Raw genomic sequence first — 12,832 nt, 5'->3', positions numbered from 1 at the left:
CATGGACAGTTCCGCCGCGCCGACCGTCGTCGTCCTCGGCAGCGTCAACATGGATCTGATCACGACGACCGATCGCAGGCCCGAGCCGGGCGAGACCATCCTCGGATCGAGCTTCACCACGGTGCCCGGCGGCAAGGGCGCCAACCAGGCGATCGCGGCGGCGCGGTCGGGCGCGCTGGTGCGCTTCCTCGGAGCCGTCGGAAACGACGACTTCGGGACCACCCTGCGCGCGACGCTCGACGACGCCGGGGTCGACACCTCACTGCTGCGCACGGTCGACGGACCGAGCGGAGTGGCGGCGATCGTGGTCGACGGCACCGGCGAGAACAGCATCATCGTCGTCGCCGGCGCGAACGGCCGGGTCACCGAGCTGACCGCAGATGAGCTCACGGCGATCGCGGATGCCGACCTGCTGCTGTGCCAGCTGGAGATTCCGCTCGGCACCGTCGCTGCCGCGGCCCGGCACGCGCGCGCCTCCGGCACCACCGTCGCATTGAACCCTTCGCCCGTCCGCCCACTGCCCGCCGACCTGTGGGCAGACATCGACATCGCCGTCGTGAATTCGGCGGAGGCACAGCGATATTCGGTCGAACTCGACCACGTTCCGCACGTGGTGCGGACCCTCGGCAGCGAAGGTGCCAGCTACCGGGCCGACGACGGCACCGAGTTCGCGGTCGCCGGGCTGGCGGTGTCGGTCGTGGATACCACCGGCGCGGGTGACGCCTTCACCGGCGCACTTTGCGCGAAATGGTGCGATAGTCCAGGCGTTTCAGTGATCTGGGCCAATGCCGCCGGCGCGCTAGCGACAGCCAAACTGGGAGCAAGCTCATCGATCCCTCACCTGGAAGAAATCACCGCGGCGTTGCTTGATGAATGAGCCGACACTTGACTATTCCGTAGCCTCCACTGGCGAGCAGAAACACTGGACACGGACCGGTTGAGTCGGTGCGCCGCTTCTGCGGTCCCAAGCGATCGAACGATCTCGTCCTCGGCTGCTGTCCACCGCTTTCGCGGGACCCCGTACCGGCTCGCTCTGTCCGATGATGGTGCCCATTGCGCGACCTTGGCCGCAATCGAACGCTTCCTTTCGAGTCCGAGCACATCCGGCGAGTACCACACCCACGCCGCAAGCTGTGAGGCTGCTCGATTCAGCACCATCACGTTGCAAACGCCGTCCCGCCGGTTCGGTCGCGCGGTACGCGTCACCCCACAGACGGCCCGCACTGTGTCACAGAAAAAGTCCGCGACGGCCGGACTTGCTGTCACGAAACTCACGAATGGTTCGCCTTTGCGAGTGAAACCGATCGACCCGTCACCATCCAGCAATCCGCGCAAGTAGTCGGCCGCCGCAAAAGCTTGGAGCGGCGGGCGGATACAAGACGCCTTTTGCCCAACCATCACTCCCAGATCAGCGAACTCTCGTCGGACGTGACGGTCGTAGAAACGCAGGGTTGCAGTGTTCGAGCAAAGAGAAAAGTTGGTCGTCCGGCTACGATGGCCAATCGAGGAATAGCACGGTAATACGTCGGCGAGTTCCCGAAGTACACTCTCGTCTCGAACAGCGAGCTCGAGGGAAATTCGTCCCTTCTTCCCATCAGGGTTCCCATCATGTGCTCCGTCGGCCTGAAGCAAACCGAGCGCGTAGGCCATTGCCGGAACTTCCGGGTCGATCAGTTTCTCGACACCGTTGCGTGTATTCACAACTGCGACCCCCATTCGACTTCCCGCGAAATCCATGTGCTGCCATGATGCCACCCGCCTGAACGGCAAGCTCGCGCTGACCCCGGATCGACGGCACCCGCTCATATGTGGTGCGGGGCAAGGGGAATCCGGCGTCGTTCCAGTCCGCGTCGCACAGCGCGGGACGGCGGTTGAGCCGCACCGCCGCCAAGAAGCAGTACACGGTCGCCGACCTGGTCGCCCAGACCGACGGCGTGGAGTCACGCAAGGACGCGGGAGTCGTCGACGAGATCCCGGCGGCGTACAAGGACATCGACGAGGTGATCGCGGCGCAAGCCGACCTGGTCGATGTGGTGGCGACGCTGCGCCAGGTGCTGTGCGTGAAGGGCTGAGCCTGCCTCGACGCCGGATGGGCGGCTACCGGATCCGCCTTGTCGGTGGGGTCGGGCACCATGGTCTGCATGACCACACCGACCGGCACCGACTTGCTCGACCTGACGGCTCCCGACCTGCGTGAACGCGCGGAGGAGTTGCTCCGTGAGCTCGCCGGGCCGTCGGCGCGCTTGCGGGCGGACCAGTGGACCGCGATCGAAGCGCTGGTGGTGCGGCGCAGGCGGGCGTTGGTCGTGCAACGCACCGGCTGGGGTAAATCGGCGGTGTACTTCATCGCGGCGAAGCTGCTGCGCAGGGCCGGGCGCGGACCGACGGTGATCGTGTCGCCGCTGCTGGCACTGATGCGCAATCAGGTGGCGGCGGCCGAGCGGGCCGGGGTGGTGGCGGCCACGATCAACTCGGGCAATGTCACCGAGTGGGACGAGATCCATCAGCGGGTGGCCGACGGCGCGGTCGACGTGCTGCTGGTGAGCCCGGAACGGCTGAACAATCCGGACTTCCGCGATCAGGTGCTGCCGCGGCTGGCCGCCGATGCCGGACTGGTCGTGATCGACGAGGCGCATTGCGTGTCGGACTGGGGTCATGATTTCCGTCCCGACTACCGGCGCATCCGCACCCTGATCGCCGACCTCGGCTCCGGCATTCCGGTGCTGGCGACCACGGCCACCGCCAACGACCGCGTCGTCACCGATGTCGCCGGGCAGATCGGCACCGACACCCTGGTCCTGCGCGGCACGCTCGATCGCGAATCGCTGCACCTGTCGGTGGTGCGCTTCGACGACACGGTGCGGCGCACGGCCTGGCTGGCCGGACAGCTCGACCGGCTCCCCGGTTCCGGCATCGTCTACTGCCTCACTGTGGCCGCCGCGCACGACCTGGCCGATCTACTCGCCGCGCACGGTCACACCGTCGCCGCCTACACCGGGCAGACCGACCCGGCCGAGCGCGAGGCACTCGAGGCGGCACTGCTGAACAACGAGGTCAAGGCACTGATCGCGACCTCGGCGCTCGGCATGGGTTTCGACAAGCCCGACCTGGGTTTCGTAGTGCATGTGGGCGCACCGTCCTCACCCATCGCCTACTACCAGCAGGTCGGGCGAGCAGGCCGCGGCACCGACCGGGCCGAGGTCGTGCTGTTGCCCGGCCCCGAGGACGCGCGGATCTGGAGTTACTTCGCCTCGGTGGCCTTCCCGCGCGAGCACATCGTGCGCGCGGTCCTCGCCGCGCTCGACACCGAGCGACCGATGTCGACCCCTGCGCTCGAACCGCTCGTCGAACTGAACCGGTCACGGCTGGAGATGGTGCTCAAGGTGCTCGATGTGGACGGCGCGGTCCGCCGGGTCCGCGGCGGCTGGCTGTCCACCGGCGAGCCGTGGAACTACGACACCGAACGCTACGAACGGCTCGCCGCGGCCCGCGATACCGAACAGCAGGCGATGATCGACTACCAGGCGACCACCGCCTGCCGGATGACCTTCCTGCGCCGCCAGCTCGACGATCCAGGACTCGGCGCCCCCGACGCGGCGACCCCCGATTGCGGACGGTGCGACAACTGCACCGGCACCGGCCCCGACACCACAGTCGACGCGGTCGCCATCGACGCTACCCGGGCCCGGCTGGACCGGCCCGGACTCGATCTGGCTCCGCGCAAGCAGTGGCCGACAGGCATGGCCAAGCTGGGAATCCCGTTGTCCGGCAAGATCACCGACGGCGCCGAGACCGGCCGGGTAGTGGGCAGACTGACCGACCTCGGCTGGGGACAGCGGCTGCGCACGCTGCTCGACGAACCCGACGCACCGGTACCCGACGCCGTCTTCGACGCGTGTATCGCCGTGCTGCGCGAATGGGACTGGGCCGCCCGCCCGACCGCGGTACTGGCGCTTGACTCGCCGCGTCATCCACAGCTCACGGCCAGCACGGCGGCGCGGCTGGCGCAGATCGGCAGACTCGACAACCTGGGCATCCTGCGGAGACGGCCGGACCGGCCGCCGGTGTCCGCGGCGAATTCGGCGCACCGGGTGGCCGGGCTGTTCGACTCGTGGGAAGTGCCCGATCTGACCGGCGTCGACGGCCCGATCCTGCTGGTCGACGCGCTCACCGACACCGGCTGGACCATGACCGTGGCCGCCAACGCCCTGCGCGCGAGTGGTGCCGACGCGGTTCTGCCCTTCGCACTCGCGACACCGACGTGAGTGCGCCTGCGCCGTCGTCGGCACCGCGCCGGGCGATCGACGCCGCAGATCGGCCGCCGCGTCGTCCCGGACGTGCCGCCGGCTGTACCCGTGGCGGAGCGGGGCGCGTGCGGTGACCGTCCATACCGCAGGCCCGATCGGCCGCGCCGCGGCGCCCGCCACGCCCACCTCCGCCGATCGCCGCCGATCAACGCCCCCGCATCCACGCTCCGACATAGACTGCCCCGGTACGCGCAGGTCGACCGGGCCGAGGATGGAGTCACGATGACGTCCACAGCACCGAAGAAGCTCCCGCCGACGCCGGTGCTCCGCACCGTCGAACGAATCCGCAACGGCCTCGGGGCACTGCAGCGCAAGCTCGTGCCAGGCCACATCGCCCTACTGGAACTGCAGATGGCCGGTTTCCTTTCGCAGGCGATCAGTGCCGCCGCCGAACTCGGGATCGCCGACGAATTGGCCGGTGGACGACGCAGCGCGGGTGAGCTGGCCGCCGCGGTGGGCGCCGACGAGGACGGTGTCCGCAGGCTGATGCGGCTGCTGGTGAGTTTCGGTGTGTTCGCTCGGCATCGCGACGGGACCTACGCGCTCACCCGGATGAGTTCGGCCTTGCGCAGCGATGGCGAGGTGACGATGCGTGATGCGGCGCGGTTCTTCGGATCGCCCTTCCACCGCAACCATTGGACCCACCTGACCGACGCGATCCGCACCGGCGAATCCGTCGGTCCCGCTCTCGACGGCGCCGGCTTCTTCGAGTACGTCGCGACCCACCGCGAGATCGGCGACCTGTTCGACAGCGCGATGACCAGCGTGGCGACGCTGTCGATCGGGCCGATCCTCGCTGCTTACGATTTCAGCAGGTTCGCCACCCTGGTCGATGTCGGCGGCGGACACGGCAGCCTGCTGGTGGAGATCCTGGACCGCAACGAGACCGCGAAGGGTATCGTGTTCGACCTCCCGGATGTGGTCGAGCACCTCGATGCCGAATTCGCCACCCGCGGGCTCACCGGACGCTGCACGGCGCAGGCTGGTTCGTTCTTCACCGAAGTACCTCGGGGCGGTGACGCCTACCTGCTCAAGCATGTCCTGCATGATTGGTCCGACGAGAAGGCCGAGCAGATCCTGCGCACCGTCAAGGCCGCGATGGACCCGGCGGCCCGGCTGCTCGTCATCGAACTCGTGCTGCCCGAGCATCAGCGACCGCATCCGGGCAACTTCATCGACCTGGAGATGCTGATCAACACCGACGGTGGCCTCGAACGCACCGAGACGCAGTTCCGCGAGCTGCTCGCGCGCAGCGGCTTCACCCTGCTGCGGACCGTGCCCACCGCCGCTCCGGAATCCGTTCTGGAGGCCCGCCCGCGCTGATCGCGCCCGACACGCCGGTTGGCGATTGTGGGTGCCGGCGGTCACCGATGTTTCAATGCGGCTATGACCAGGACCTCATTTGCTCGATCCCTGATGGCCGTCGCCGCGGGCTGTGCGGCCGGATTCACCCTTCTCACCGCGCCGGCGCAGGCGACGAACGAGAACCCGCTCGACTGTTCCGGCGTCCCCGGCGCCCAGGCCGCCGCCGACCGCGAGAGCGCACGCCGTGGCATCGCCATCACCCCGCTGTGCTTCAGCGGCGGCCTCTACAGCAATATCCACGCCGGGATCCCGCTGGCCGTGGTGAACCCGCTGACCATGCCGGGCACCGCGAGCGTCTGCGTGGACGAGCGCGGCACCGTCGAGGCGGCGGCCAAGTACGAGTGGACCGAACGGGTTCACGTGATGCCGATGTGCATCCAGCACCGGGCGTTCGGCGTCTACGAGCTGTAGTCCGACGGTCCGCTCCCCCTCGGGAGCGGACCGGCTCGGCTATCGTTGCGCGGGTGGCCAAGTCTGCGACTCCGGCTGTCGAACTGCCGGTGGGTGAGCGCTCGGTGCGGATCAGCAACCCGGACCGGGTGTACTTCCCCGAACTCGGCGCGACCAAGCTGGATCTGGTGCGGTACTACCTGAGCGTGGGTGACGGGATCGTCAACGCGCTGTGGGACCGGCCGTGCATGTTGCACCGGTTCCCCAAGGGCCTGCCCGGCGGGAAGGTCCATCAGAAGCGGCTGCCCGGCGGAGCGCCGGACTGGATTCCGACCGTGCGTGTGTACTTTCCGCGCTACGGCAGGCACGCCGACGAACTGTGCGTGCGGGAACTGGCCGACGTGATCTGGGCGGTGCAGATGTCCACCGTGGAATTTCATCCGTGGAACTCGCGGGCGAGCGACACCGAGTCCCCCGACGAGTGGCGGATCGACCTCGACCCCATGCCGGACTGCCCGTGGTCTCGGGTGCGGCGGGTCGCCGGGGTGGTGCACGAGGTGCTCGACGAACTCGGCGCTGTCGGCTGGCCGAAGACCTCCGGCGGCTCCGGTCTGCACGTGTATGTGCGGATCGCGCCCGAATTCGGGTTCAAGGATGTGCGGCGGGCCGCGCTGGCCTTCGCGCAGGAAGTGCAGCGCCGGGCGCCCCGGGACGTGACCACCGCCTGGTGGCGGCGGGATCGGGACCCGGCTCAGCTGTTCGTCGACTACAACCAGAACGCGCGCGACCACACCATCGCCGCCGCCTACTCGGTGCGCGGCAACCCGGCGGCGACAGTGTCGACACCGGTGCGCTGGGCCGAGATCGACGACATCCACCCGCGCGACTTCACCATCGAGACCGTCCCCGCCCGCTACACCGAACTCGGCGACATCCAGGCCGGCATGGACGACGCCGTCTTCGACATCGCCCCGCTGCTCGAGCTCGCCGATCGGCACGGCGTCGACGAACCGGTCGACCTCGACGAATCGTGAACACCCACGACCCACCGCGGGCGGGCGAGCGGCACGTCGGTGACATTCGCGCCGAGCACGGCGCAACGGCGGCCGACCCGGCGAGTGGATTGCGTTGTGCCGAGAATCGTCACGTCACCGACCGATCCCGGCGGTTCGGTTCGGACAACCGCGCCAACCAGGGGCGGGGCCACCGACGTTCGCGCGGGAGGGAAGAATCGGGGGAGCCATGAAGTCGACGCCGAGGACACCGGCCTCGCCGCCAGCCGACCAACAGGAGGTCTCCGTGCAGGACACCGCGACGACGATCGCGATCGGCCCTGACCCGCAGGCACCCCGCCTGCTCGAGAAGGCGGTCGTCGGCGCGGGCGCGCAGGTCGGCGAGCTCGCCGCCGCCGACGCCATGATCTGGACCGGCACCCCGGGCGACTTCCCCGCCGCACTGCCCGCTGGCGTGCGCTGGGTCCAGTTGCCCGCGGCCGGCGTGGAGGATTTCTTCGAGGCGGGCGTGTTCGCCACCCATCCCGACGTGCTGTTCACCTCGGCGGCGGGCGCGTTCGCGCACAGCGTCGCCGAACACGCGCTGATGCTGCTGCTGGCCGGCGTGCGCTACCTGCCCGAACACCTGCGAGCGAGCACCTGGCAGCAGCGCGAGTTCTTCCCGCACGTCGGGTCGTTGCGTGGCAAGACGGTGACCATCGTCGGCGCAGGCGGGATCGGGCGCGCGCTGATCCCGATGCTGACACCGCTCGGCGCGAACGTGATCGCGGTGAACCGTTCGGGGAGGCCGGTGACCGGCGACGGCATCCCGGCCGGCGTGGAGACGGTACCCGCAGACCAGCTCGGCCGGGTCTGGTCGCACACAGATCACGTGGTCGTCGCGGCACCGGCGACCCCGCGGACCCGGCATCTGATCGGTGCCGACGAGCTGGCTCGGCTGCGGCCGTCGTCGTGGGTGATCAATGTGGCGCGCGGCAGCCTGATCGACACCGACGCGCTGGTCGAGGCGCTGTCACGGGGCGCGATCGGCGGCGCCGGACTCGACGTCACCGAGCCGGAACCGCTGCCGGACGGGCATCCGCTGTGGAGTTTGCCGAACGCGATCATCACCCCGCATGATTCGAATCCGCCGCAGTTGCGGCTGGCCGCCTTCGCCGATCATGTCGGCGCGAACGTGGCCAGATTCGTCGCCGGGGAACCGTTGGCCGCCGTCATCGAACCGCAGCGCGGGTACTGAACGTTTCCATTCGGAGCTATGAACGGTGCGCCGGAATCGAACCCGGCGGTTACGCTGTCCTCGTCCTGGCTAGGTAAGGATGGGATCGGCAATGCGATGGACTTTCAGCGGCGACGAGTTCGCGCACGTGTGGCGCGAATCCGGACAGGACCGCATGCCGTTCCCGATCCGGGTGCTCGAATCCCCGCGCACCGAGGACGAAGCCGCCCGGCTGCGCGCCGGACTGGACGACCGACTACCCAGCGGCGGCGATCCCGACCTCGCCGCCTGTCTGCGGATCATCGCGGCCCCGAATGCCAGAATCGTGCTGGTCGGCGGCGCGCACACGCCGGGTAGTGAGATCCGGCTGCTCGCCTGCGCGGTGTTCGACCACGCGGTGCTCGTGGTCCAGGAGCCGGGGACCCGGCCCGATTACGGCGGCAGCGTGCGGGTTTCGATCGGGCACACCGCCGGAATCGGCGCCCGCGTCGCCGCCTGCCTGCCCGACACCCCGCCCGGCAAGGAACCGGCGCGCGAGGCCGACGCCGAGGCCGTGCGCGACGAGGAGACGGTGATGGCGGCGCACCCCGCCGTGCCGAGAATCCAGCGGCTGCTGCGCCGCCCACACACCGCGGAGGGCCACATCCGGATCGAGACCGGGCTGGACCGGCCCACCCCCGCCCCACCGGTGCACTACAGCTGGATCGACGTAGCGGGTGACGGCCGGTATCTGCTGCGGGCAGGGGAAACAGTGCATGTGGTGCCCGCGGCGCCGGGTCAGCTCGCGGCGCAGCTGCAGCGCAGGCTGGCACCGGGGCACGGTTCGCAGACGAGAAGGTCCGGCTAGCCTGGACGCCGACGCACGATCTGGAGGGGAAAGGCGATGACGATCGACAGCAGCGGAGCCGAGATCGCCCGGTTCCGCAGCGCCGCCGCGGCGGGAACGGTGAAGTTCGAACCCGACGCCGCCCGACGCTGCGCCGACCTCTACGAACAGCAGGCCGACCTGCTCGCCCAGCTGCGTCAACGTCTCGAATCCGCCTCCGAGGCCACCGGTTTCGGCGGTTTCGTCTCCGCCCAGCAGTTGCAGGCAGGCTTCGCCCACAAGGCGCGCGATGCGGCGGACCTGCTCGACCACTACATCGCGGCCGCCTACCGGATGAAAGAAGCGTTCCTGGTCAGCGGCGGGCTCTACGACGAGGCCGACGCCGCCGCGGCCGCCGCGCTGCGTGCCGTGGACACGAGGCCGCGCCGATGAGCGAACGAAACCGGGTCCGGCGCGGGGGCAGCTGCCGCGGCGGAGGACCGTCGCGGTCACCGCGTGCGAGGCGAGTTCGGTACAGGCGCGTGCCGCAGCCGAGCACAGGCGGGGTGGTCGCATGAGTGGAACCGATCCGACCTACATCAGTGCGATGGAGCATTTCGAGTCCATCCCGCACGAGCAGATCTATGCCCGCACCCAGGAGATCGACGCCGCGCAGGTACTCGGCGCGTCGATGGCGTGGCTGGAATCGGCGGCGACGCTGAGCACCTCGCTCGGTCATGCCACGGCCGACCGGCTGATCGAGGACGCCGGTTGGGAGGGCGCCGCCGCCGACGCCGCGTTCGCCGGTACCCGCAGCTTCGCCGACGCTGTCGACGAGCTCGCCGCCGTATTCGGTGAGGTCGGGGCCCGGCTCGGGGCCGTCGCCGCGGCAGGCGAGGCGGTGAAATTCGCGGTGGCGCCGCCCGGTGGCGCCGGACCGATCGGGACCATCGCGCGACTGCTGGAGGCGGCCCATGTGATCGACGCGCAGATGGCGGCCGAGGCACTACGCCAGGAAGCCGTGCTGGCGATGAACATGATCTACAAGCCGGCCTACACCCTGGCCGGGACCGCCGTCCCCGCCCTGCCCCCCGCACCCGGTGTCGCGGGTGCTGCGCCGGAAGTAACGGCACCGCAGGGTGATTCGAACGGGACGGCGCCGGGCGGTGTTTCGCCAGGCGGTCAGGCGCAGAGCACGCCTGGCCCCGCACCGTCCGAACCGCCACCGGCACAACAGGACTCGAACGCGCAGGCACCGCACACCCCCGAACAGCCCGACCCCGGTACCGATACGTCCACGCCGACGCCACCGAGCGGCCCGGCCCCCGCCCCGGAACAGCCCGCACCCACCACCGAAAACCCGGCGCCCGTTCCCACTTCGGAACAGCCGGCCCCGGCGCCCGAGCAGCCCGGCGAGCACCGAGCGCCGCCGTCGACGACCGGGCAACCCGCAGCCCCATCGACAGCACCCGCGCCGACCGCGGACCCGGCACCATCGACTGCTCCTGCTCCCACGTCGGACCAGCCCGCGCCGCCGACCGAACGACCGGCACCGAGCGGCCCGGCTCCCGCCGAGGAACAGCCCGCGCCCACCACCGAAAACCCGGCGCCCGTCCCTACTTCGGAACAGCCGGTCCCGGAACAACCCGAACCACCGGCGCCTGCACCGCAGCCGGAACAAGCCCCGCCGGCCCCGCAAGCACCCCCTCTCCCTGACTCGCCCGGCCTGTCCGACCCCGGCGGCCAGCCGGGGGTCACCGGACCCATTCCCGGTGCAGCTGCGCCCTACAGCGCACCGCCGCCACCCCACATCGACATGGACCAACCCGGTGTCATCCCGCCACGGCGTTGACCTGCTGAAGCTCACGTCGAGGCAGTGAAGTCACGGCCCTGACACCAGTTCTCCTGCCGGACCTCCACGTCGGCGGAGCGGGACCGGCGCCGGTATCCGGCTGGAAGCGGTGACGTCTCGGCCACACCACCTGGCTGCCTCCGTCACGCCGGTCAGCCACCGCGCAGGCGCTCCGTCCGCGGCGGGCACGCCACAATCACCTACGGCGACGACCGGTCATCAGGCAACACCACGACCACCGGACCCCGCTTCTCGCCGACGGCCTGGTCGATCCGCACCATCTGCCGCGACTGCGTTTCCTCGACGACATGCCGATAGGACGGCGACATCAGCGACTCCAGCTCACCGAACACACCCGAACCGACCCCGGCAGTCCTCGGCCGATGACGCCAGTAGATCCAGCCCCGTCTTTCCGCCCATACGGCGATCAGATCGACGACTACTAACGCGATGATCAGTCCGGCCACGCCGAATACCCAGTGCACGAATCACCCTCCCCCGCTGGCCTCTGCTCCCCAGCTGACCATACTCGGCAAAAGGCACACCGGCGCCAGGTCCGTTCGAACCGGCCGGAGTTCCCGGCGCGGAGGATCAGCACACAGCACGGCGATCAACGCCGACGCGGCACTCGGGTACTCCCATTCTGCACCGGGCGGCGGAATCCCTTGTCGAGCCGTTGGCTTCGGCTCAGACCTTGACCAGGTCGTCGGCGTGGATGACCGGTCGCTGCATGGTGTCGGGGAGCTCGGTGGTGGACCGGCCGAGCATGGTGGCCACTTCGGTGCTGTCGTATTCGATGACGCCGCGGGCGACCACGCGATCGTCGGGGCCGATCAGGTCGACGACGTCGCCCCCGAAGAAGCGGCCGCGGATACCCGTGATGCCCGCGGCGAGCAGGGAGCGGCGCGCGCCGACGGCAGCGACGGCGCCCTCGTCGAGCAGGACGGCGCCACGGGTGTCGGCGGCGTGGCGGACCCAGAACTTGCGGCCGGACAGGCGGACCGGGCGGGCGGCGAAAGCGGTACCGACGGTGCCGTCGGCCAGCGCGGTCGCGGCCTCGGCGGCCGCGGCGAGCAGAACGGGGATGCCCGCGTCGGCGGCGAGGCGGGCGGCCGACAACTTGGAGGCCATCCCGCCGGTGCCGAGCGCACCGCCGCTGCCCGCGATGACACCGTCGAGGTCGGCGCTGCTACGCACCTCTGGAATGAAATTCGCGTCGCCCTTGCGGGGGTCGCCGTCGTAGAGCCCGGCCACATCGGAGAGCAGGATCAGCGCCTCGGCACCGACCAGATGCGCGACCAGTGCGGCGAGCCGGTCGTTGTCGCCGAACCGGATCTCCTCGGTCGCCACGGTGTCGTTCTCGTTGACCACGGCGACCGCACCCAAGGATCGCAGCCGGTCGAGCGTGCGCTGGGCATTGCGATGATGCTCCCGCCGGGCGAAGTCGTCGGCCGAGAGCAACACCTGGCCGACGGTGCGCTGGTACCGGGCGAACGAGGTGCCCCAGGCATGGGCGAGCGCCAGCTGGCCGACACTCGCGGCCGCCTGCTTGGTGGCGAGATCCTTCGGCCTGCGGGCCAGCCCGAGCGGCGCGATACCGGCACCGATGGCACCCGAGGACACGACGACCACATCAGACCCCGCGCGCATCCGCGCCTCGACGGCGTCGGCCAGCCGGTCGAGCCGATCGGTGTCGAGACCGCCTTCGAGGCTGGTCAACGCCGACGACCCGATCTTCACCACGACCGCGCGCGCCGACACGATGGCCTGGCGCGCCTGACTCAGCTCCGAACTCACCCGCATTGCTTTACTCCCTGCACCGCGATCACCGCCGTCGACGGTCCCGGCGCACGCCGGTGACCTACCGCAGTATGCCGATCGACC

General features: G+C 69.9%; 11 protein-coding genes and 1 pseudogene. 10 read left to right on the top strand and 2 right to left on the bottom strand.

The features are described 5' to 3' along the window. Position 1: 1 nt before the first annotated feature. The 10 genes and pseudogenes from ACFOW8_RS21665 (at position 2) to ACFOW8_RS21620 (ending at position 10,948) form a co-directional block, all read left to right on the top strand. Complete coding sequence (locus ACFOW8_RS21665; RefSeq protein ID WP_378552994.1) at positions 2-877, top strand: ribokinase; 876 nt, start codon at positions 2-4, stop codon at positions 875-877. A gap of 916 nt (positions 878-1,793) precedes the next feature. Continuing rightward, positions 1,794-2,072, top strand: a pseudogene (locus tag ACFOW8_RS21660) (RtcB family protein); the annotation flags it as partial. 69 nt (positions 2,073-2,141) lie between these two features. Then, the gene (locus ACFOW8_RS21655; protein ID WP_378552993.1) at positions 2,142-4,265 is read left to right on the top strand and encodes a RecQ family ATP-dependent DNA helicase; all 2,124 of its coding nucleotides are present in this window, start codon (positions 2,142-2,144) and stop codon (positions 4,263-4,265) included. Between the two features lie 264 nt (positions 4,266-4,529). Continuing rightward, positions 4,530-5,630, top strand: coding sequence for a methyltransferase (locus tag ACFOW8_RS21650; protein WP_378552990.1), 1,101 nt, complete (start codon positions 4,530-4,532; stop codon positions 5,628-5,630). A gap of 63 nt (positions 5,631-5,693) precedes the next feature. After that, entirely contained in the window at positions 5,694-6,083 is a 390-nt protein-coding gene (locus ACFOW8_RS21645; RefSeq protein WP_378552988.1) for a hypothetical protein, read from the top strand. Positions 6,084-6,136: 53 nt separating this feature from the next. Beyond that, positions 6,137-7,096 carry a non-homologous end-joining DNA ligase gene (gene ligD, locus ACFOW8_RS21640; protein ID WP_378552985.1) on the top strand — a complete coding sequence of 320 codons (960 nt, stop codon included), beginning with the start codon at positions 6,137-6,139 and terminating at the stop codon, positions 7,094-7,096. A 265-nt stretch (positions 7,097-7,361) separates the two neighbouring features. Beyond that, a complete protein-coding gene (locus ACFOW8_RS21635) occupies positions 7,362-8,312 on the top strand; it encodes a D-isomer specific 2-hydroxyacid dehydrogenase family protein (RefSeq protein ID WP_378552983.1) in 951 nt (316 codons plus the stop codon). Positions 8,313-8,403: 91 nt separating this feature from the next. Next, complete coding sequence (locus ACFOW8_RS21630; protein WP_378552982.1) at positions 8,404-9,138, top strand: ESX secretion-associated protein EspG; 735 nt, start codon at positions 8,404-8,406, stop codon at positions 9,136-9,138. 36 nt (positions 9,139-9,174) lie between these two features. Further along, positions 9,175-9,549, top strand: coding sequence for a hypothetical protein (locus tag ACFOW8_RS21625; RefSeq protein ID WP_378552980.1), 375 nt, complete (start codon positions 9,175-9,177; stop codon positions 9,547-9,549). Positions 9,550-9,670: 121 nt separating this feature from the next. Next, positions 9,671-10,948 (top strand): hypothetical protein, encoded by a 1,278-nt coding sequence (locus ACFOW8_RS21620; RefSeq protein ID WP_378552978.1) that lies wholly within the window; start codon positions 9,671-9,673, stop codon positions 10,946-10,948. A 200-nt stretch (positions 10,949-11,148) separates the two neighbouring features. Here the strand turns inward: ACFOW8_RS21620 and ACFOW8_RS21615 are convergent, their stop codons facing one another. Beyond that, entirely contained in the window at positions 11,149-11,433 is a 285-nt protein-coding gene (locus ACFOW8_RS21615) for a hypothetical protein (RefSeq protein WP_378552977.1), read from the bottom strand. Positions 11,434-11,635: 202 nt separating this feature from the next. Then, positions 11,636-12,751, bottom strand: coding sequence for a glutamate 5-kinase (proB, locus tag ACFOW8_RS21610; protein WP_378552974.1), 1,116 nt, complete (start codon positions 12,749-12,751; stop codon positions 11,636-11,638). Positions 12,752-12,832 lie beyond the last annotated feature (81 nt).

This window comes from Nocardia rhizosphaerae (assembly GCF_042650365.1).
Taxonomy (GTDB): Bacteria; Actinomycetota; Actinomycetes; order Mycobacteriales; family Mycobacteriaceae; genus Nocardia; species Nocardia rhizosphaerae.
Note: the sequence above shows the minus strand (reverse complement) of the source record. Positions and strands in the feature narration are given on the sequence as shown.